Genomic DNA, 21,249 nt, shown 5'->3' on the forward strand with positions numbered 1-21,249 from the left:
TCGAGGCGATGCCCCGCCCAATGGCGCATCGCCTCGCCGGCGGCTTCCTAAGCTCTCTTGTTCTGGCGGTTCACAACCAGATCGTCCACCACCGCTGGATCGGCCAGCGTCGAGGTGTCGCCCAGCGAGCCGAAATCGTCCTCCGCGATCTTGCGCAGGATACGGCGCATGATCTTGCCGGATCGCGTCTTCGGCAGGCCGGGCGCGAACTGGATCTTGTCCGGCGTCGCGATGGCGCCGATCTCCTTGCGCACATGCGCGATGAGTTCCTTGCGCAGATCCTCGGAGCCCGCCTCGCCGGCCATCAGCGTGACGTAGCAATAGATTCCCTGACCCTTCACGTCATGCGGATAGCCGACGACCGCCGCTTCCGAGACCTTGTCGTGGCTGACGAGGGCCGATTCCACCTCGGCGGTGCCCATGCGGTGGCCGGAGACGTTGATGACGTCGTCGACACGGCCGGTGATCCAGTAATAGCCGTCATTGTCCCGCCGGCAGCCGTCGCCGGTGAAATACTTGCCTTTGTAGGTGGAGAAGTAGGTCTGCACGAAGCGCTCGTGGTCTCCATAGACGGTGCGCATCTGGCCCGGCCACGAATCGATGATACAGAGATTGCCGCTCGCCGCTCCCTCCAGCACCTTGCCGTCGCCGTCCACCAGTTGCGGCTGGACGCCGAAGAAGGGCCGCGTGGCGGAACCCGCCTTCAGGTCCGTTGCGCCCGGCAGCGGCGAGATCAGGATGCCGCCCGTTTCGGTCTGCCACCAGGTGTCGACGATGGGCACCTTGCCGTTGCCGACGACGTTGAAATACCATTCCCATGCTTCGGGATTGATCGGCTCGCCGACCGAGCCGAGCACGCGCAGCGACTTTCGCGATGTCTTCTTCACCGCGGCATCGCCCGCGCCCATGAGCGCGCGCAAGGCGGTCGGCGCGGTGTAGAAGATATTCACCTGATGCTTGTCGATGACTTCCCAGAAGCGCGAGACCGACGGATAGTTGGGCACGCCCTCGAACATCAGCGTGGTCGCGCCGTTGGCCAGCGGCCCGTACAGGATGTAGCTGTGGCCCGTCACCCAGCCGACATCGGCGGTGCACCAATAGATATCGCCGTCGTGATAATCGAAGACGTATTTGTGCGTCATCGACGTGAAGACGAGGTAGCCCGCGGTCGTGTGCAGCACGCCCTTCGGCTTGCCGGTCGAACCTGAAGTATAGAGGATGAAGAGCGGGTCTTCCGCTTTCATCTTCTCCGGCTTGCACTCCGCCTTCACGTCGAGGATTTCGTCGTGGTACCAGAGGTCGCGGCCGTTGGCCCAACCGATCTTGCCGCCCGTGCGCCGCACCACCAGCACGTTCTTGACCATCACGTGGTTCTTCGCGGCGATGTCGATGGCCTTGTCGGTATTCTCCTTCAGCGGGATCGTCCTGCCGCCGCGCAGCCCCTCGTCGGCGGTGATGACGAAGGTGGATTCGCAGTCGATGATGCGGCCCGCGAGCGAATCCGGCGAGAAGCCACCGAAGACAACCGAATGGACGGCGCCGATGCGCGCGCAGGCGAGCATCGCGTAGGCCGCCTCCGGGATCATCGGCATGTAGATGGTGACACGGTCGCCCTTCCGGACGCCGTGTTTCTTCATCACATTGGCTAGCCGGCACACACGATCGTAGAGCTCGTTGTAGGTAATCTTCTTGTCGTCGTAAGGATTGTCGCCTTCCCAGATGATCGCGGTCTGGTTGCCGCGCTTCTTCAGATGACGGTCGATGCAGTTATAGGCGACGTTGGTCTGACCGTCCTCGTACCACTTGATCGAGACCTTGCCGTGATAGGATGTGTTCTTGACCTTGGTGTAGGGCTTGAACCAGTCGATGCGCTTGCCGTGCTTGCCCCAAAACCTGTCCGGGTTTTTGATGCTTTCCGCGTACCATTTGAGATACGTCTCGTTGTCGATCAAAGCGTCTTTCTTCCACGTCGGCTGGACGCGGTGGATATGAACCTCGGACATGATGTGCTCTTCCCTCCCACGAGCCCGGGAGCCCGCATGCTTCTCAAATCTGGCATCTAGTATCAGTTCTGCCCGTGGGGCAACATCTTACCTTCGGATTAGGCAAAAGGGCGGAGACGCGCCTTCGGCCTACGCCGGGCGGCGGTCTTGACGGACCGGCGCGACGCGCGTCTTCTGGCGCCGGGATAGTCCGAAATACCCGGAGCGACGCCATGGCCAAGGTACGCGCACTCGTTCTCGAACGGCAGCATGAACTCGCCTTGCGCGACATCGAGCTGCCGATGGAGGTCGGTCCGGACGCAGTGAAGATCCGTATCCATACGGTGGGCGTCTGCGGCTCCGATGTCCATTACTACACGCATGGGCGCATCGGCCGCTTCGTGGTCGAACAATCGATGGTCCTCGGTCACGAGGCCGCCGGCACCGTGGTCGAGGTGGGCGCGGAGGTTAAGCATCTCAAGGTCGGCGACCGCGTCTGCATGGAACCCGGCATCCCCGATCCGAACTCGAAAGCGAGCCGGCTCGGCCTCTATAATGTCGATCCTGCCGTCATCTTCTGGGCGACGCCGCCGGTTCATGGCGTGCTCACGCCGCATGTCGTGCATCCGGCGAACTACACGTTCAGGCTGCCGGACAATATCAGCTTCGCGGAGGGCGCCATGGTCGAGCCGTTCGCGGTCGGCATGCAGGCCGCGCACAAGGCGGGCATCGCGCCCGGCGACACGGCGGTCGTGCTGGGCGCCGGGCCGATCGGCACGATGGTGGCGATCGCCGCGCTGGCGGGCGGCTGCGCCCGCGCCATCGTCGCCGATCTCGCCCAGCCGAAACTCGACATCGCGGCGAAATATCAGGGCGTGATCCCGGTCAACATACGCGAAAGCAACCTGGTCGAGGAAGTCGCACGACTGACCGAGAACTGGGGTGCCGATATCGTTTTTGAATGCTCCGGCTCGGCCAGGGCATGGGAGACGATCTTCGATCTGCTGCGCCCCGGCGGCGCGATTGTCGCCGTCGGCTTGCCGGTCTCGCCGGTACCGCTCGACGTCTCGACCTGCACGACGAAGGAAGCGCGCATCGAGAGCGTCTTCCGCTACGCGCACCAGTACGAGCGCGCGATCGCGCTGATGGCGTCAGGGCGCGTTGACCTGAAACCGCTCATATCCGGGACTTTCACCTTCGAGGAATCGATCAAGGCTTTCGAACGCGCCGTCGAGGCGCGGCCGAGCGACGTGAAGCTGCAGATCGTACTCGATTCCTGAGCCGCATTACCGGCCGTACCCGCAGCATCAGGGCTGGACGCGCTCCACGGAAATGCGCACAAGCATGCCATGGCGCAGAAGAAAGCACATGAGGTCGACGCCTGGCTGTCCCGCCCGCAGCCGGACGCCAGAGTCGTCCTGATCTATGGGCCCGATCGCGGCCTGGTATCGGAGCGCGCGGTCCGTTTCGCGAAGTCCACGGGCCTGCCCGCCGATGATCCCTTCGTCGTCGTGCGGCTCGATGCGAGCACGCTGGAAAAGGACTCCGGCCGGCTGCTGGACGAGGCGCATGCCGTCGCCATGTTCGCGCCCCGCCGGCTGATCTGGATCCGCGGCGCCGGCGGTGACAAGAGGCTGGCTGATGACGTGAAAGCGCTCCTTGCGCGCCCCTCCGAGGACGCCATCATCCTGATCGAGGCGGGCGACCTCAAGAAAGGCGCCGGTCTTCGCGCGGCCGTGGAGGGCGGCGCATCCGGCATGGCCCTGCCCTGCTATGCGGATGACGGGCGGGAACTCGACCGGTTGATCGACGAGGAACTCGCGACGGCGGGACTTGCTATCGATCTCGAAGCAAGGCGCTTGTTGCGCGACAGCCTCGGCGGCGACCGCATGGCGTCGCGCAGCGAGCTTCAGAAACTGGCCCTCTACATGCGTAACGAGAAGCACGTTACGCGCGACGATATCCTGGTCGCCATCAGCGACGTCGCGGAATCGAGCGTGGATGAGATCATCGATGCCGCCCTCGCAGGCGATGTGACTACGGCCGACGCGGCGCTGACGCGCGGGCTGGCCAGTTCGGGCGCAACCTTCCAGATCCTGTCTGGTGCGATGCGGCAGCTACAGTCGCTGCATCTCATGCGCGCTGCGATCGAAAAGGGTGCAAGCGCGTCCGGCGTCATGGCCGCAGCCCGGCCGCCTGTCCATTTCAGCCGGCGCACCGCCATCGAGAAGACGCTTTCGATCTGGACCGCGGAACACATCGAGCGTGCCTTGACGCGTCTGCAAGGCCTTGTCCTGGCGACGCGACGGCGTCCCGAACTCGCCGCCGCCTCGATTCGCCAGGCCATGCTCGGCCTGGCGGCCGAAGCGGCGGCCGCCAGTCGCCGGAGATAGTTCCGGCAGAATTATCGCTTTACTTTCAATCCTTTAGGCGACGGCACAGGTCGTCAAGCTGCTCCAGGCTGCGATACTGGATACGCACTTCTCCACCCTGCCCCTTGTGAGCAATGGAAACGTTGAGGCCGGTGCTGTCCGTCAGCAGCTTTTCAAGCGCCAGCGTGTCGGCATCCTTCTCGCGGCGCGCGGCAGGCGCCTTCTCCGGCGCCGCCGGCTCCTGTGCCAGAGCTTCCGCCTGACGCACCGAAAGCCCCTCGCTGATGATCCGTTTCGCCAATCCTGCGGGGTCGGCTGCGGTCACAAGCGTCCGCGCGTGACCTGCGGAAAGCTGGCCATCAACCAGCATATCGCGAATCACCTGCGGCAGTTTCAGCAGCCGAAGCGTATTGGCGACATGGCTGCGGCTCTTGCCGATCACCTGCCCGAGATCGGCCTGCGTATAGCTGTGCTCGTCGATAAGCTGCTGATAACCCTGCGCTTCCTCCAGCGGATTGAGATCGGCGCGCTGCACGTTTTCGATAATGGCGAGCTCGAGCGCCGTTCGATCGTTGACCTCGCGCACGAGCACCGGGATTTCCGCAAGCCCCGCACGCTGCGCAGCCCGCCAGCGCCGCTCGCCGGCAATGATTTCATACCGCCCCGGCACGGGCGCCGAGCGCACGATGATAGGCTGCACAATCCCGTGCTCGCGTATCGATTGCGCAAGATCGGCAAGTTCCTCCTCGCGGAAATTGCGGCGTGGATTGCGCGGATTCGGCGAAACGAACTCGATCGGAACCTTGCCGTCGGCTCGCGGCACGCTTTGCTCGGGTTCGGATGAGCGGTCGATTTCCCCGATTAGCGCTGCAAGCCCGCGTCCGAGACGCTTTCGTGAAGGATCGTCGTTCATATATCAATCCAATCGTCAGGCTGCCCGGGACTGCCGTTCGCGCCGGATCACTTCCGACGCCAGTTGCAGATAGGCCTGGCTCCCGGAGCACTTGAGATCATAAAGAATGGCCGGCTTGCCGTAGGATGGGGCCTCGGAAACGCGGACGTTTCTGGGTATGACCGTCTTGTAGACCTTGTCGCCCATATTCGCCCGCACATCCTCGACGACCTGATTGGCCAGATTGTTGCGACCATCGAACATGGTCAGCACGATGCCCTGGATCACGATCTTTGGATTGATGCTGCGCCGTACCTGATCCACGGTTTCCAGAAGCTGGCTCAAGCCCTCCAATGCGAAAAACTCGCACTGGAGGGGCACCAGCACGGAATCCGCGGCAGCCATGGAGTTCAATGTCAGCAGATTGAGCGAGGGCGGACAGTCAATAAGCACGTACGAAAAACTGTTGGCGCCCGCGGCAAAGTCGCACAATGCATTGCGAAGCCGCAGCACGCGATCCGGCGCCTGCGAAATCTCCATTTCAACGCCGAGAAGATCGAGGGTCGATGGAATGATAGAAAGGCCGGGCACCACTGTGGGTATCGCGGCGTCGGCAATTCCGGCGTTGCCCGTCAGCACGTCATATGACGATACAGCGCGGTCGCGACGATCAATCCCCAATCCGGTGCTGGCATTGCCCTGGGGGTCGAGATCCACGATCAACACGCTTTCGCCGATTGCGGCGAGTGCCGTCGCCAGATTGATGGCCGTAGTCGTCTTTCCGACCCCACCTTTCTGGTTGGCTACGGTGATGATTCGCAGCTTGTTGCTCATTCTTTCCGCCGCTGGAGGTTCAATATTTCCAGAATCACACTTCCACGCTCGACTGCGCTGGGGCGTTCTATCAGATCGAATCTCCAGTCGTCAGCGCTTTCTTCCAGCTCCCTGCGATAATCCCGGCCTTTGTGAAAGAGGGCTCTCGTTGTGCTTGAGAACAATGGATAGGCAAGCTCTAGCAATATCGGCAGCGGCGCCAGAGCGCGGGCCGTGACGATTTCCGGATTTGGCAGCATGCCCGCGATTTCTTCAATCCGCCTTACATGCACTTTAGCCGGAAGTGCCAGCTCGCGAACCGCTGTCTGAAGAAATGCAGCCTTTTTGGCATTGCTCTCGATAAGATCGACGCTTGCATCTGCGCATTGCTTCAGAAACGTCGCAACGACCAATGCCGGAAACCCACCGCCCGAACCAAGGTCCATCCACCTTTTTGCGCCTCTGGCGAGAGGCAAAAGCTGCGCGCTGTCAACTACATGCCGCATCCATAGCTCGCTCAAGGTCGACGGCGCGACGAGATTGATCCGGGCCGCCCATTTGCGGAATAGTCCCTGCAGCTGCAACAGACCTGCAAATGTTTCACGTGAAACTGGGCCTACAACGCGTTCGAGGGCAATCAGTTCGGATTTCAAGCCGCGCGGCCTCGCTGCATCCCGGCGGAATGCGTGAGCAGAATAGCGAGCGCCGCCGGGGTCATCCCCTCTATTCGCTGGGCCTCTCCAATCGTCATCGGTTTACGATGCAGTAATTTCTGCTTCAACTCGTTGGAAAGCCCGGGAAGCGCCTGATAGTCTATATCCTGCGGCAATCTCCGACCCTCTTCGTCACGGATACGAATCGATTCTTCTGCTTGGCGGTCGAGATAAACGGCATACTTCGCATCAGTCTCAAGCCTTTCAAGCGTCGTTGTATCGAACGCGCCGAACTGCGGCCAAATAGCCAGAAGTTGTTTTATCTCTATATCGGGATAGGACAGCAACTGAAAAGCCGAGCGCCGAACACCATCCCGATTGAGCTGCAATCCATGGCGCGATGCTTGCGTCGGAGTCAGGGACACATTTTCCGCCATTGCACGCGCCGCCGCCAGTTGCTGCATGGCGTCTCTAAATCGTTCGGAACGCGCCGACCCACATATCCCGAGCGTCGATGCGACAGGTGTCAGCCGTTCATCCGCGTTGTCCGCTCGAAGGGAGAGGCGGTATTCCGCACGCGACGTGAACATACGATAAGGCTCGCTGACTCCGCGGCTCGTCAAATCGTCAATCATCACTCCGATATAGGAGCGGGTTCTGTCAAACACATAACCGTCATCGCCGGTCGCCCGGCGCGCGGCGTTAATGCCGGCAACCACGCCTTGAGCAGCAGCTTCTTCGTAACCCGTCGTCCCATTGATCTGTCCGGCAAGAAAGAGTCCCTGCATAGCGCGGGTCTCCAGCGTCGGAGACAATTCGCGGGGATCAATGTGATCGTACTCGATCGCATAGCCCGGCTGAACCATGACAGCCTTCTCCAGCCCTGGGATCGTTTTTAGCAGTTGAAGCTGTGCATCCTCCGGCAGCGAGGTCGATATTCCATTCGGATAGACCGTGTCGTCATCAAGCCCTTCGGGCTCAAGAAAGATCTGGTGGCCATCACGATCCCCGAACTTGACGATCTTGTCCTCGATCGATGGACAATAACGTGGCCCGACACCTTCAATCGAACCTGAGTACATCGCCGACCGATGAAGATTGTTCCGAATGACCTCGTGTGTAGCGGCCGTCGTTCGCGTGATGCCGCATTCGATCTGCGGCGTTTCAATGCGATCGGTCATCAGCGAGAACGGCAACGGATCGGCGTCGGCTGCCTGCTTGTTCAGGGATTGCCAATCGATCGTTCGGCCGTCCAGGCGCGGAGGTGTGCCTGTCTTCAGTCGGCCAAGCGAAAAACCTATGCGCCTCATGGACGCCGCAAGGTTTATAGATGCCGGCTCGTTCACACGCCCCGCCACGATCTTTCGTTCACCGATATGGATGAGCCCTCGAAGGAATGTCCCGGTCGTCAACACGACCGCGCCACACGATAATTCCCGACCGTCAGCCAACAACAGGCCCGTAATCACATCATCGTTCGCAACAAGCTCCGCTGCTTCTCCCTCAATGACAACCAGGTTCGGCTGGCTGGACAGCGCCATCTGCATTGCATTTCGATACAGTTTGCGGTCGGCTTGAGTTCGCGGCCCCCGTACTGCGGGACCCTTGCGCCTGTTCAACAGTCGGAATTGAATGCCGGCTTGATCGGCAATACGTCCCATAAGCCCGTCAAGCGCGTCGACCTCGCGCACCAGCTGTCCCTTGCCCAGGCCGCCGATTGCGGGATTGCACGACATCGCCCCGATCGTGTCGTATCGGAGCGTAACCAGCGCCGTCTCTACGCCAGCGCGGGCAGCCGCAGCCGCCGCTTCGCATCCGGCGTGCCCGCCACCAACGACAACGACGTCAAATCGCAAAGTCATTTCCCGTATCCTATCTTATCGGGCGATTTTAGAGTCGTTTCACGTGAAACGCAAAAGTTGGCGCAGGAAGGCGTGTTTCACGTGAGTCATTATTTGCCGATGCAGAATGTCGAAAAGATCGAGCCCAAAAGGTCTTCCACGGCAATTTCTCTCGTAATACGGCCAAGCGCATCACCGGCCAGCCGTAGTTCCTCGGCCCGCAACTCCAACGGCTTCTCCGCCAACGCATTATGAATGTGGCCGACACTTCGTGTCAGCAGCTCTACGTGCCGCAAGCGGGACGGAAGGATTTCCGTGGCAGGCGCCATACTTTTCACGGCAACCGCAAGCATGGTTAGCAATTCGTCAAGACCAGCGCCGCTGCTTACGGAAACTTCAAGATCATACCTCCTGTCTCCGTGGTGAGCCAAATCCGCCTTGGAACCGATAAATCGAACATCGCGAAGACCTTCGGGCGGACCGACATCCTCGGCTTCAGTGACATCCGACAGAAACAGCACAAGGTCGGCCCCTCGCGCCCGCCGTAGTGCGCGTACCACGCCTTCCTGCTCTACCTCATCGCCGGCATAGCGGATGCCCGCAGTATCGGTAATCCGCACCTTATAGCCCTCAAGATCGAGAGAGACCTCGATCAAATCCCGAGTCGTTCCAGCCTGGGACGAGACTATGGCCACATCCCGACGAGCCAGAGCGTTCAGAAGGCTGGATTTCCCCGCATTCGGCGCTCCGAGAATGACAACATCGAGTCCGTCTCGCACGATTTCCGCGCGATGAAAGCCGGCACAATGGGCAGTGATCTCGCCGGCCAGCGCGTCGAGATCGCTCCAGATCGACGCCGAGACTGTATCGGGCACATCGCCCTCATCCGCGAAATCAAGTTCGGCTTCGATCATTGCCCTTGCGCGCAGGAGGCTCTCCCGCCAATTGCGGTAAAGCATGCCCTGCCGCCCGTCGGCATTTGCCTTCGCAAGACGACGCTGCGCTTCCGTTTCTGCGGAGATCAGATCGGCTAGGCCTTCCGCCTGGGCAAGATCGAGCTTTCCGTTGATGAAGGCGCGGCGGGTGAACTCCCCCGCTTCAGCGAAACGCAACCCGGGGATGCCCCCAAGCACATTCAGAATCGCGGCAACTACCGCCCGGCCGCCATGAGCATGGATTTCAACACAATTCTCGCCGGTGAAGCTGCGTGGCGCAGGCTGCCAGAAAATAAGCCCGCGATCGAGGATATCGCCTTCCTGAGAACAGATATCGCGCAGCGCCATCTCCCTCGCGCGTGGCAGGCCGCCCAGAACCGTTTCGCAAACGAATCGAGCACGGGGACCGGATACCCGTATGACGGCGATCCCGGACGGCAAATTGCCACTTGAAAGCGCAAATATCGTGTCTTGCATCCAGCCGCTCATCCAATCGACCGAGCGCGACGCACCAGAAATGTCACACGTGAATCACGACGGGTTCTGCGTCCCGAATCATTCCGAGTCCGAATCGATTACGTATTCATCGAATCGAAGAAGTCGGAATTCGTCTTCGTCTGCTTGAGCTTATCGATCAGGAACTCGATCGCGTCGGTCGTGCCCATTGGCGCAAGAATACGGCGGAGCACGAAGATTTTCTGCAGATCCGACCGGGGAACCAGAAGGTCCTCCTTACGCGTGCCGCTCTTCAGGATGTCCATCGCAGGGAAGATGCGCTTGTCGGCAACCTTGCGATCAAGCACGATTTCCGAATTGCCCGTTCCCTTGAACTCCTCGAAGATCACTTCGTCCATGCGGCTGCCCGTATCGATGAGCGCCGTTGCGATGATCGTCAACGAACCGCCTTCCTCGATGTTGCGGGCGGCGCCGAAGAAGCGCTTGGGCCGCTGCAACGCATTGGCGTCCACGCCGCCCGTCAGCACCTTGCCCGAAGACGGAACCACCGTGTTGTAGGCGCGGCCGAGGCGCGTGATGGAATCGAGCAGGATAACGACATCGCGGCCGTGCTCCACCAGCCGCTTGGCCTTTTCGATCACCATCTCGGCGACCTGGACGTGCCGCACCGCCGGCTCGTCGAACGTCGAGGACACGACCTCACCCTTCACCGACCGCTGCATATCGGTGACCTCCTCCGGCCGCTCGTCGATGAGCAGCACGATCAGGTAGCATTCCGGATGGTTGGCCGTGATGGAATGCGCGATATTCTGAAGCAGGACCGTCTTGCCGGTACGCGGCGGCGCGACGATCAGGCCACGCTGGCCCTTGCCGAGCGGCGCCACCAGGTCGATGACGCGTGCCGACAAATCCTTCGTCGTCGGGTTCTCCGTCTCCATCTTCAGCCGCGAGTTCGGATAGAGCGGCGTCAGATTGTCGAAGTGGATCTTGTGGCGGATCTTCTCCGGGTCATCGAAATTGATCGTGTTGACCTTGAGCAGCGCGAAATAGCGCTCGCCCTCCTTTGGACTGCGGATCGGACCCTCGACGGTATCGCCCGTCTTCAGCGAGAAACGCCTGATCTGCGACGGCGAAATGTAGATGTCGTCCGGTCCCGGAAGATAGTTTGCATTGGCCGAGCGCAGGAAACCGAATCCGTCCTGCAACACCTCCACCACGCCGTCGCCGATGATCTCCACATCCTGCGAAGCCAGCTTCTTGAGAATGGCGAACATCAGCTCCTGCTTGCGCATGACGCTGGCGTTCTCGACCTCGAGCGACTCGGCGAACGCGATCAGGTCCGTCGGCTTCTTGTTCTTGAAATCCTGAAGTTTCATTTCCTGCATGAGAGGAGCTCTCGAGAGTCGAATACGGAAAATACGCCAGAGCAGCGCGCTGCGTGCCGGAACCGCCGAACCTTGAAGACGGGAGGCGCATAGGCAAGGAGGGAAGTATGCGCTTGTAGCGCCGCGCCCCGAAAAGAGCAAGGCGCGAATTGCGCCTCAGAACGGCTTCACGATCACCATGATCACGATGACGATCATCAGCAATGTAGGGATTTCATTGACGAACCGCCAGTGCCGGGCCGGCTTGACGTTCTCGTCTCTTGCGAAGCGCCGGACCGCTGCCGACAGGTAGCCGTGACAGGCGGACAGTGCGACGACGCCTGCCAGCTTCACGTGGAGCCATCCTCCCTGGAAGCCAAAACCCTTCCACGCCAGCCATAGTCCCAATGCCCAGGAAACCACCATCGCCGGATTGATGATGCCGCGCAGCAGCCGGCGTTCCATCACCTTGAAAGTTTCCGATTGCTGCGAACCTCGCGCCGTGTCGGCGTGGTAGACGAAAAGGCGCGGCAGATAGAGCATTCCCGCCATCCAGGCGATCACCGCGATCACATGCAGCGCCTTGATCCAGAGATAGAGATCGTCCGGCGCCAGCCAGAAAAGAAGCACCGTCAGCAGGATGAAGACGACAACTGCGATCCCGGCGCGCCGCATGGCGACATGACCGCTGCCATCCGTGCCCGACGGCGACGACATCAAGCCCTCCCGCGCACGCGAGCGACCATGCGCTCGACATGCGCTATCGGCGTTTCCGGCGTGATGCCGTGTCCCAGATTGAAGACAAGCGGGCCACCGCCGAGCGCTTCGAGGATCGCGTCGACACCCTCGTCCAGCGCCCGTCCACCGGCAACAAGCCGCATCGGATCGAGATTGCCCTGCACCGCGCCTTCCGATTGCAGGCGTCGGGCAGCGGAAAGGGGAAGGCTCCAGTCAAGCCCGAGCGCCGTCACCCCGGTCCTGCCGCGATAACCCTCGTAGAGCGCTCCCGCGCCCCGGGGGAAGCCGATGATCGGCACCTCCGGATACTCTTCCCGTATGCTCGCCACGATGCGCCGGACAGGCTCCACGCAAAACGCCTCAAAGGAAGCCTCGTCGAGCACGCCGGCCCAGGAATCGAATATCTGCACCACATCCGCGCCGGCAGCGATCTGCCGCTTCAGATAGGCGGCCGAGTGATCGGCCAGCACGGCGAGCAGCTTTTGCATCGCCTCCGGATTCCGATATCCGAAGAGCCGCCCCGGCGCCTGGTCCGGCGTGCCGTGACCGGCGATCATGTAGGTTGCCACCGTCCAGGGCGCGCCGCAGAAGCCGATCAGCGTCGTCTCGCCCGGCAGCTGGCGGCGCAGACGGGTCACGGTCTCATAGACCGGAGCCAGCCTCGCATGAAAGGTCTCGCCGTCCAGCCGGCCGATCTCGTCGGCCGTTATCGGCGTCATCAGAGGTCCCTTGCCCTCCTCGAAGCTCAAATCCCGTCCGAGTGCATGCGGAACCACGAGAATGTCCGAAAACAGGATCGCGGCGTCGAATCCGAAACGTCTGATCGGCTGAAGCGTGACCTCGACTGCCAAATCCGGATTGTAGCAGAGGTCGAGAAAGCTCCCGGCCCGTTGCCGGGTCTCGCGATACTCCGGAAGATAACGGCCTGCCTGACGCATCATCCAGATCGGCGGCGGAAAGGCCTTGGCTCCTTTCAGCACGTTCAGGGCAATTCGCTCACTCGTCACTTGGCACTGCCCTTTCCGGTCAGACTCAAAGAAAAGATGATTTCAAAGAGTCTTCTGATTCTACGACTCTGTTTGAATCGGGAGTAGGCATAAGGTCACAACCCCTGCGCGGATATACGAAACGAACGCGCATGACGAAGCCGTTCGCCACAGCCTGTGAACATCATACATAGAACCTGTTTCATCAGCAGAAACAAGCATATGCCGCAAGGCCAAAAGCACGCGGTATTTTGACAGGCGGGCGCGATCACCGGTCGTCCGCGGTGTTTTCCACACCACCGGATCGATCTCCCGGCGCAGCGAATTGTGGACAAGACGGCTTCTGATACAGTCGCCCCGGCCGCCGCGCCGAGGCGGTGACGGTTCTCCACAGGCATCAACAGGCAAGGCACCAGCGGTGTGAACAAACCCCAGAGCTTCTTTCATCTGCATCTGATCTCCGACGCGACAGGCGAGACGCTGCTCGCGGCCGGCCGGGCCGCCTCGGCGCAATACAAGGATGCCCGCGCCATCGAACACATTTATCCGCTGATCCGCACCGAGCGGCAACTGCAGAAAGTTTTCGAGGAGATCGACAGCGAACCGGGCATCGTGCTTTACACCGTGGTCGATCAGGCGCTTGGGCGGCAGATCGACGAGCGCTGCCAGCAGATGGGCTTGCCTTACGTCTCGGTGCTGGAACCTGTTCTCGGCGTCTTCCAGTCCTATTTGGGTGCTCCCGCCGGACGGCGCGTCGGCGCCCAGCATGTGCTCGACGCCGAGTATTTCAGGCGCATGGATGCGTTGAACTTCACCATGGAGCACGACGACGGCCAGTTGCCGCTCGACATGGACGATGCGGACGTCGTCCTTGTGGGCATCTCGCGGACGTCCAAGACGCCCACAAGCATCTATCTCGCGAACCGGGGCATAAAGACCGCGAACATACCGATCGTTCCCGGCGTGCCGATGCCGCAAGCCCTGATCGAGGCGACGAAGCCGCTGATCGTCGGACTGATCGCCACAGCCGAACGGATTTCGCAGGTACGCCAGAACCGCGTGCTCGGCAGCGGCCACGACGCGTCCGAATATACGGATCGCGCAGCAATTGCCGCCGAGCTTACCTATGCGCGGCAGGTCTGCACGCGCCACAGCTGGCCGATGATCGACGTGACACGGCGCTCGATCGAGGAAACGGCGGCCGCCATCGTTGCCCTCAGGGGAAAGTCGCGTTAGGTCCCTGAAACGATCCGCCGAGGGCGTTGCAATGTCTGTCCCCATCATCCTTGCATCCGGCAGCCCGTTCCGGCGGCAATTGCTCGAAAACGCCGGTGTGCCGTTCACCGTCATCCGGCCCGATATCGACGAACGGGCGGTCGAGGCGCCGTTGCAGTCTGCGGGCGTCACGCCTGAAGACGTGGCGCAGATCCTTGCCGAGGCGAAAGCGCAGAACGTGTCCGAACGCCGCCCTGATGCGATCGTCATCGGTTCCGATCAGACTCTCTCGCTTGGCGACGAGGTTTTCCATAAGCCGGCCGATATGGAAGCGGCGCGTCGGCATCTCCTGAAGCTGTCCGGCAAGACGCATCAGCTCAACAGCGCCATTGCGCTCGCCCGTGGCGGCGAGACCATATGGCGCTGCGCCGACGTCGCGCGCCTCACCATGCGCGAGCTGGAGCCCGCCTTCGTCGGCCGTCATCTGGCGCGGGTTGGCAAAAAGGCGCTGGAGAGTGTCGGCGCCTACCAGATCGAAGGGGAGGGCATTCAGCTCTTCCGCAAGATCGAAGGCAGCTATTTTACCATTGTCGGCCTGCCGCTGCTGCCGCTGCTGGGGGAACTCCGCAATCTGGGCGCGATCGATGGCTGAGCTTTTGAAGGCCTTCGTCTGCGGGCATCCCATCGCCCATTCGCGTTCGCCGAAAATCCACGGCTACTGGCTTCGCCAGCATGGCATCGCCGGCAGTTACGAGGCCGTCGACGTCGCGCCGCCGGATTTTGCGGCCTTTCTCAGGTCGCTCGCGTCCCACGGGTTTCGCGGCGGCAACATAACCATCCCGCACAAGGAAGCCGCCTTCGCCCTTGCCGATTGTCGCGACGAGGCAGCCGAAGCCATCGGCGCGGCCAACACGCTGTGGCTGGAGGACGGAAAGCTGCACGCCAGCAACACGGACGCCTACGGCTTCGCTGCTAATCTGGATGCCCGCGCGCCTGAATGGCGGCGGGCGCGCGCCGCGGTCGTGCTGGGGGCCGGCGGATCGTCCCGCGCCGTCGTGCATGCGCTGAAGTCGCGCGGGATAGCTGACATACGCATCGTCAACCGGACGTTGGCGCGCGCCGTCGAGCTGGCGCATCACTTCGGCGACGGTGTCAGCGCGCACGAGGCGGCGATCTTGCCCGAACTCCTGCCCGGGGCCGATCTCGTCGTGAACACGACGTCGCTCGGCATGAAGGGCGCAGGGGACCTGCCGTCCGATCCGGCATTCATGGCGTCCGGCGCCATCGTGACGGATATCGTCTATGTGCCGCTCGAAACGCCGTTCCTCGCCGCCGCGCGGCGCCATGGCCTGAAGACGGTCGACGGACTCGGCATGCTTTTGCATCAGGCCGTGCCCGGCTTCGAGCGCTGGTTCGGCGTCCGACCGGAGGTAACGCCGGAGCTGAGTGCGATGATCGTCTCGGATCTGGATGCCGGCAGATGATCGTGCTCGGCCTCACCGGGTCCATCGGCATGGGCAAGTCGACCACGGCGCAGATGTTCCGCGACCAGGGCGTGCCGGTGCACGATTCCGACGAGGCGGTGCACCGGCTCTATGCAGGCGCTGCGGCACCGTTGATCGAGGAAGCCTTTCCCGGAACCGTGGCCGAGGGGGTCGTCGATCGCGCCGAACTCGGCAGGCGCGTCATTTCTGACGCGACGGCATTGAAGCGGCTGGAGGCGATCGTCCATCCGCTGGTGCGCGCCGATGCGGACGCCTTTCTTGCGCGCCACAAGGCTGCCGGCGCGCCGCTCGTCGTGCTCGACATCCCGCTTCTGTTCGAGACGAAGGGCGAGGGGAGGGTCGACCGTATCGCCGTCGTGACCGCGCCCCCCGAAGTGCAACGCGAGCGCGTATTGGCGCGCCCGGGCATGACGGCGGAAAAGTTCGAGGCGATCCTCGCCAAGCAGGTCCCGGACGCCGAGAAGCACCGACGCGCCGACTTCGTCATCGACACTGGCCACGGCATGGAAGCCGCGCGACAGGCCGTGGCCGGGATCATCCACAGATTGAGCGGCGCCGGCGCAGCCTCCTGACAAACAGGGCTTGCGGCCGCTCCCGGATCGCGCCCATCTAGGACGCGGAGAAAATCATGCGTGAGATCATATTCGATACGGAAACCACCGGCCTCGATCCGAAGGAGGACCGGGTCATCGAGATCGGCGCTATCGAACTTGTGAACCGCTTTCCGACCGGCAAGACCTTCCACCATTACATCCACCCCGGCGATCGCCCGATCCATCCCGACGCGCAGGCCGTACATGGCATCAGCCTCGAGGTCCTGGCGGGCAAGCCGGCCTTTTCAGGCATAGCAGGCGACTTCGTGGCTTTCATCGAGGGCGCCAAGCTGATCGCACACAACGCCAATTTCGACATCGCTTTCATCAACGCCGAATTCGCCCGCCTTTCCCTGCCGGCAGTGGACGCTGGCCGGGTGGTCGATTCGCTGGCGCTTGCCCGCCGCAAGCATCCGATGGGCCCGAACTCGCTCGACGCGCTCTGCAAGCGCTATGGCATCGACAACAGCCGGCGCACCAAGCACGGGGCGTTGCTGGATTCCGAACTGCTGGCCGAAGTCTATATCGAGTTGATCGGCGGCAAACAGGCGGCGCTCATCCTCGAAACGACGACGACCATCGCCGTCGGCGTCGAGGTTGACGACAGCCATGTCGTCTCCGGCTACGTGCGGCCGACGCCGCTGGCGCCGCGCCTGACGGAGGAGGAGCGTTCCGCCCACGCAAGCATGGTGGCGGGACTGGGCCAGAACGCCATCTGGACGAAACTCGCGCCGTCCGAAGCGGCGGAATGAAAAAGCCCGGCGCGAGGCCGGGCGTTTCCTGAGGTTCGCGTCTTCGGTCCGGTCAGCTGACCTGGACCTTCGCCTTGGCCTGCTCCTCGGCGATCTTCTGCTGGAACATCTGGGCGAAATCGATCGGGTCGAGCATCAGCGGCGGGAAGCCGCCATTGCGGGTCGCCTCGGCAATGATCTGGCGCGCAAAGGGAAAGAGAAGGCGCGGGCACTCGATGAAAAGCAGCGGCAGCATGTGCTCCTGCGGAAAGCCCTCGACGCGGAACACGCCGCCGTAGACGAGCTCGACGTTGAACAGCACGTCCTTGTCGTGCGAAGCCTTCGCGCTCAGCGTCAGGTTGACGTCGAAATCCTTGTCCGACAGCGGGTTGGCGGCGACGTTGACATTGATGGCGATGCCCGGTGCGGCTTCGCGGCCGCGCAGCGAATTCGGCGCGCCCGGGCTCTCGAAGGAAAGATCCTTCACATATTGCGCCAGCACGTTCAGCGCCGGCGCCTTGCCGTTGCCGCCATTGCCCTTGACGTCGTTGCCCTTCGCTTCTTCATTGGCCATCGGCCGCTATCCTCATTGCCTGGGCGGGCGGATGCCCGTTTCAAAGTGGCGGTTGGCTAGCATGGCGGGGCCTGCCTTACAAGCTTGGCCTGAAAACGGGAGCCTCCGCGTCACTCCTTGCCGATGCGCCAGGGCGAATCCGGGTTGGGGCCGCGGGAATAGTCGGCTTCATCGAGATCCACGACCGGGCCGCGCGCCTGCGTCCTGTCGCCGGACCAGCGCGTCTGGCCGAAACCGCCGCGGAATGTGGTGAAGTTTCCGGACACGGCGATGCGGCTTTTCAGCCGCCGCCAGACGAATCCGCGCACGCCGGGAACGAGCAGCAGCAATGCCACGACATCCGTCAGGAAACCGGGGATCAGCAACAGGACCGCCGCGACGACGGTCATCACCGCGCCGACGACATGCTGGCCGGGATCGCGGCCAGCCTGAAGCTCGGTCTGGGCGCGGGCGAGCGCGCCCAGGCCGCCGGTCCTGAGCAGAACCGCGCCCAGCACGAAGCTTGCCAGAACGAGGCCTAGGGTCGGCAGTACGCCGATGGCGCTTCCGACGACGACGAAAGTCGCGATCTCGAGCAGGGGCAAAGCCAGGAGAAGAATTGGGATCAAGCGAATGTGGTCCGTTCCAAGGAGTGTCGATCATCACGGAAAATGCATCGGCCCGATGGCTGGCGCATCTTCTCATACATAGGTATGGAGGGCCATGATTTGAATGATCGCCGCATGCGATCTATATGGTTTCTCTATTGCACCCGGCGTGCAACGGCCTGTCTTCACGGTGGGCAGGGAACGGTTGGCGGACGAAATGGAATATCTCGACTTCGGCACGATCTTTTTTCTTGTGGTCGCGATCGTGATCTTCATACAGCTGCGCAATGTGCTCGGCCGCCGCACGGGCAACGAGCGGCCGCCCTTCGACCCCTACACCGCGGCGCGCAACAAGGCGGAAGAGGCGCCGGCCGATTCGGACAACGTCGTTTCGCTGCCGGGTCGGAAGAAGCCGGCCGAAGGCGAGAACGTCTATGCCTCGATCGACGCTTTCGCCAAGCCTGACACCGACCTGAACCGTGGCCTGCGCACGATCAAGGATGCCGATTCGGGCTTCGAGCCGAAGACCTTCGTCGACGGCGCCAAGATGGCTTATGAAATGATCGTGATGGCCTATGCCGACGGCGATCGCAAAACCTTGAAGAACCTGCTGTCGCGCGAGGTCTATGACGGTTTCGTCAGCGCCATAGGCGAGCGCGAGCAGCGTTCGGAAAAGGTCCAGTCCTCCTTCGTCGGCATCGACAAGGCGGATATCGTCGCGGCCGAGATGAAGGCTTCTGAAGCGCACATCACCTTGCGCATCGTCAGCGAGCTGATTTCCGCGACCCGCGACAAGAGCGGCGAAGTGATCGACGGCGATCCCGAAACCGTGGCGGAGGTGAAGGACGTCTGGACCTTCGCGCGCGACACCCGCTCCCGCGACCCCAACTGGAAGCTGGTCGCGACCGAAGCGGAAGATTGATTCCGGGACGGCTGCGGGTTGGCCGTCATGTCCCTTTCTCCCCTGTTCCGACCCACGGATTTCGGCAGCCTGCCCGGCTGGCGCGACGATTTTCAGTCTCTGGCGTTCGATGCGTTTCGGCGCTCCGCCCTACGGATTCACGTGAAACCATACCGCAGCGGCAAGCTCGGCGTCGCCGTCGAGAGCTTCGCGACGGGCTGTGCGGAGGCGCGAACTGTCGGCGGGATGGCGGACACAGACGCCAGAAGCTTCTTCGAGCGTCATTTCGTGCCGGCGCTGATCGCGCCTGAAACCGGGGCCGGCTTCGTGACCGGCTTCTACGAGCCCGAAGTGGAGGCCTCGCCGGTCTGGACTCCCGCCTTCACCGTGCCGCTGCTGTCGCGTCCGGACGATCTGATGGATGTCGACGACGGCAACCGCCCCGCTGGCATGGATTCGTATTTCGCCTTCGGCCGGCAGACGGCGTCAGGCATCGTGCCTTACTGGGATCGCGGCGAGATCGATCGCGGCGCGCTGCGGGGCAGGGGGTTGGAGATCGCTTGGCTTGCCGACCCGGTCGATGCCTACTTTATCCATGTCCAGGGCGCGGCGCGGTTGAAGATGACCGATGGCCGGCTGCTCCGCGTGACCTATGCTGCCAAGACCGGTCATCCGTTCACCGGCGCCGGCAGGGTGCTCGCCGATCTGGGAGAAATTCCGCTTGAAAGGGTGACGATGCAGTCCATCCGGGCGTGGTTTCGCATCAATTCGCATCGGGTGAACGAGATTGTCTGGCGGAACCGATCCTATATTTTCTTCCGCGAGGCGCCTGTCGATGACCCGGCGCTCGGACCCGTCGCCGCGGCGAAGGTGCCGCTGACGCCCGGCCGTTCGATTGCCGTCGATCGCCTGCTGCACACCTTCGGAACGCCGTTCTACATCGACGCTCCTACGCTCACGGCGTTCGACGGAAAGCCGTTTCGCCGCCTGATGATCGCACAGGACACCGGCTCCGCCATCACGGGGCCGGCGAGGGGCGATCTGTTCGCCGGTTCGGGCGATGCCGCGGGCGAGATCGCCGGCGTCGTGCGCAGCGCGGCCGAGTTCTACATCCTGTTGCCGCGCCCGCTTGTCGAGGCGGAGCTCTGATGGCGACACGCGGCCATAAAACGCTGACCGACGACGACCGCATATTGTGGAACAGGGTCGCGCGTTCGGCGACGCCGCTGAAGGGCACCGCGCCGCTTGCGCCCGCCGTCCTTCCGCCGGAGCCGGAGCAGAAGCAGGCACCTTCCGCATCGCCCCCTGTCGCCGCATCCCCGCCGCCGGTCAAGATGCACAGGGTGGGACGGCACCTCGATCGGCCGACGCACGACAAGCTCGCCAGGGGCCGGCTGGAGATCGACGCCAAGGTCGACCTTCACGGGCTTACGCAGCACGAGGCATACGGGCTGCTCCTGTCTTTCCTGCACCGCGCCCACGCGTCGGGCCTGCGTTACGTGCTGGTCGTCACCGGCAAGGGCTCGACCAACAAGGGAGACGGCGTGCTGCGCCGGGTCGTGCCGGAATGGCTGACGACGCCGGCTTTCCGTTCCGTCGTAAGCAGCCACGACGGCGCGGCGCGCAATCATGGCGGGGCGGGCGCGCTTTATATCCGGCTGCGTCGGACAGGATCGCAGCCATGACGCCCTTCGGCGAAAGGCTCCGCGAATTGCGTCGCCAGCGCGGCATCGCGCAGAAAGACATGGCGAAGGCGCTCGGCGTCAGCGCGGCCTACCTCTCCGCTCTGGAGCACGGTCATCGCGGTCTGCCGAACTGGGCGTTCGTGCAGAAGGTGATCGGCTACTTCAACATCATCTGGGACGAGGCGGAGGAGCTTGAGAACCTCGTCTGGAGCTCGCATCCACGCGTGACCATCGACACGTCCGGCCTCTCTCCCGAGGCGACGCGTCTGGCGAACATGCTGGCGCAGCAGATCGGGCAGCTCGATCAGGAAACCCTGCATGCGCTTGCAGCCACGATCGAGGCGGCTGAAAAAAGCTGATCCGCCTGTCGGAATAGCGCCGGAGCGTTCGTCCTTGTCGCAGTTCCTTGGACAGGGAGACGGGATC

Annotated in this window: 22 protein-coding genes; 11 read left to right on the forward strand and 11 right to left on the reverse strand. The window is 62.5% G+C overall.

Annotation, left to right across the window (positions count from 1 at the left end; genetic code table 11):
* Nucleotides 1–47: 47 nt before the first annotated feature.
* A complete protein-coding gene (acs, locus tag M9955_07390) occupies nt 48–2,003 on the reverse strand; it encodes an acetate--CoA ligase (protein MCO5081468.1) in 1,956 nt (651 codons plus the stop codon).
* Nucleotides 2,004–2,215: 212 nt separating this feature from the next.
* Between acs and M9955_07395 the strand changes: the two genes are divergently transcribed.
* Together M9955_07395 and holA are read left to right on the forward strand one after the other, a co-directional pair.
* Entirely contained in the window at nt 2,216–3,262 is a 1,047-nt protein-coding gene (locus tag M9955_07395) for an NAD(P)-dependent alcohol dehydrogenase (protein ID MCO5081469.1), read from the forward strand.
* Nucleotides 3,263–3,331: 69 nt separating this feature from the next.
* A complete protein-coding gene (holA, locus tag M9955_07400) occupies nt 3,332–4,375 on the forward strand; it encodes a DNA polymerase III subunit delta (GenBank protein ID MCO5081470.1) in 1,044 nt (347 codons plus the stop codon).
* A gap of 25 nt (nt 4,376–4,400) precedes the next feature.
* Here the strand turns inward: holA and M9955_07405 are convergent, their stop codons facing one another.
* The 8 genes from M9955_07405 to hemE form a co-directional block, all read right to left on the reverse strand.
* Complete coding sequence (locus M9955_07405) at nt 4,401–5,267, reverse strand: ParB/RepB/Spo0J family partition protein (GenBank protein MCO5081471.1); 867 nt, start codon at nt 5,265–5,267, stop codon at nt 4,401–4,403.
* Between the two features lie 15 nt (nt 5,268–5,282).
* Complete coding sequence (locus M9955_07410; GenBank protein ID MCO5081472.1) at nt 5,283–6,080, reverse strand: ParA family protein; 798 nt, start codon at nt 6,078–6,080, stop codon at nt 5,283–5,285.
* Complete coding sequence (gene rsmG / locus M9955_07415; GenBank protein ID MCO5081473.1) at nt 6,077–6,712, reverse strand: 16S rRNA (guanine(527)-N(7))-methyltransferase RsmG; 636 nt, start codon at nt 6,710–6,712, stop codon at nt 6,077–6,079. The genes M9955_07410 and rsmG overlap by 4 nt, the downstream gene beginning before the upstream one ends.
* Entirely contained in the window at nt 6,709–8,574 is a 1,866-nt protein-coding gene (gene mnmG / locus M9955_07420; GenBank protein ID MCO5081474.1) for a tRNA uridine-5-carboxymethylaminomethyl(34) synthesis enzyme MnmG, read from the reverse strand. Before mnmG ends, rsmG begins: the two co-directional genes overlap by 4 nt.
* Before the next feature lie 89 nt (nt 8,575–8,663).
* Nucleotides 8,664–9,977, reverse strand: a complete 1,314-nt coding sequence (mnmE, locus tag M9955_07425; GenBank protein MCO5081475.1) for a tRNA uridine-5-carboxymethylaminomethyl(34) synthesis GTPase MnmE — start codon at nt 9,975–9,977, stop codon at nt 8,664–8,666.
* A gap of 86 nt (nt 9,978–10,063) precedes the next feature.
* The gene (rho, locus tag M9955_07430) at nt 10,064–11,329 is read right to left on the reverse strand and encodes a transcription termination factor Rho (protein ID MCO5081476.1); all 1,266 of its coding nucleotides are present in this window, start codon (nt 11,327–11,329) and stop codon (nt 10,064–10,066) included.
* 156 nt (nt 11,330–11,485) lie between these two features.
* A complete protein-coding gene (hemJ, locus tag M9955_07435) occupies nt 11,486–12,025 on the reverse strand; it encodes a protoporphyrinogen oxidase HemJ (protein MCO5081477.1) in 540 nt (179 codons plus the stop codon).
* A complete protein-coding gene (gene hemE, locus M9955_07440; protein MCO5081478.1) occupies nt 12,025–13,053 on the reverse strand; it encodes a uroporphyrinogen decarboxylase in 1,029 nt (342 codons plus the stop codon). The genes hemJ and hemE overlap by 1 nt, the downstream gene beginning before the upstream one ends.
* A gap of 399 nt (nt 13,054–13,452) precedes the next feature.
* On the opposite strand from hemE, the gene M9955_07445 reads away from it, so the two are divergent.
* Genes M9955_07445 through dnaQ form a run of 5 tightly spaced genes read left to right on the forward strand, consistent with a single transcriptional unit; the run spans nt 13,453 to nt 17,097 of the window.
* Nucleotides 13,453–14,268, forward strand: a complete 816-nt coding sequence (locus M9955_07445) for a kinase/pyrophosphorylase (GenBank protein ID MCO5081479.1) — start codon at nt 13,453–13,455, stop codon at nt 14,266–14,268.
* A gap of 31 nt (nt 14,269–14,299) precedes the next feature.
* Nucleotides 14,300–14,899 (forward strand): Maf-like protein, encoded by a 600-nt coding sequence (locus M9955_07450; protein MCO5081480.1) that lies wholly within the window; start codon nt 14,300–14,302, stop codon nt 14,897–14,899.
* A complete protein-coding gene (locus M9955_07455) occupies nt 14,892–15,731 on the forward strand; it encodes a shikimate dehydrogenase (GenBank protein ID MCO5081481.1) in 840 nt (279 codons plus the stop codon). Before M9955_07450 ends, M9955_07455 begins: the two co-directional genes overlap by 8 nt.
* On the forward strand, nt 15,728–16,324 hold the full coding sequence (gene coaE, locus M9955_07460) for a dephospho-CoA kinase (protein MCO5081482.1): 597 nt from the start codon (nt 15,728–15,730) through the stop codon (nt 16,322–16,324). Before M9955_07455 ends, coaE begins: the two co-directional genes overlap by 4 nt.
* A 56-nt stretch (nt 16,325–16,380) precedes the next feature.
* Nucleotides 16,381–17,097 carry a DNA polymerase III subunit epsilon gene (dnaQ, locus tag M9955_07465; GenBank protein MCO5081483.1) on the forward strand — a complete coding sequence of 239 codons (717 nt, stop codon included), beginning with the start codon at nt 16,381–16,383 and terminating at the stop codon, nt 17,095–17,097.
* Nucleotides 17,098–17,149: 52 nt separating this feature from the next.
* Here dnaQ and secB read toward each other — a convergent pair whose 3' ends face one another.
* Both secB and fxsA read right to left on the reverse strand, forming a co-directional pair.
* The gene (secB, locus tag M9955_07470; GenBank protein MCO5081484.1) at nt 17,150–17,650 is read right to left on the reverse strand and encodes a protein-export chaperone SecB; all 501 of its coding nucleotides are present in this window, start codon (nt 17,648–17,650) and stop codon (nt 17,150–17,152) included.
* A gap of 110 nt (nt 17,651–17,760) precedes the next feature.
* A complete protein-coding gene (fxsA, locus tag M9955_07475; protein MCO5081485.1) occupies nt 17,761–18,258 on the reverse strand; it encodes a membrane protein FxsA in 498 nt (165 codons plus the stop codon).
* A gap of 196 nt (nt 18,259–18,454) precedes the next feature.
* Between fxsA and M9955_07480 the strand changes: the two genes are divergently transcribed.
* From M9955_07480 to M9955_07495, 4 genes are read left to right on the forward strand one after another with little or no spacing between them, the layout of a single operon-like run.
* Nucleotides 18,455–19,159, forward strand: a complete 705-nt coding sequence (locus M9955_07480; protein MCO5081486.1) for a Tim44/TimA family putative adaptor protein — start codon at nt 18,455–18,457, stop codon at nt 19,157–19,159.
* A 27-nt stretch (nt 19,160–19,186) separates the two neighbouring features.
* Entirely contained in the window at nt 19,187–20,287 is a 1,101-nt protein-coding gene (locus M9955_07485) for a murein transglycosylase A (protein MCO5081487.1), read from the forward strand.
* Nucleotides 20,287–20,823, forward strand: coding sequence for a Smr/MutS family protein (locus tag M9955_07490; GenBank protein ID MCO5081488.1), 537 nt, complete (start codon nt 20,287–20,289; stop codon nt 20,821–20,823). Before M9955_07485 ends, M9955_07490 begins: the two co-directional genes overlap by 1 nt.
* Nucleotides 20,820–21,182, forward strand: a complete 363-nt coding sequence (locus M9955_07495) for a helix-turn-helix domain-containing protein (GenBank protein MCO5081489.1) — start codon at nt 20,820–20,822, stop codon at nt 21,180–21,182. The genes M9955_07490 and M9955_07495 overlap by 4 nt, the downstream gene beginning before the upstream one ends.
* The last annotated feature ends 67 nt before the right edge of the window (nt 21,183–21,249 follow it).

The sequence above is a fragment of the Rhizobiaceae bacterium genome (assembly GCA_023953845.1).
Taxonomy (GTDB): Bacteria; Pseudomonadota; Alphaproteobacteria; order Rhizobiales; family Rhizobiaceae; genus Arvimicrobium.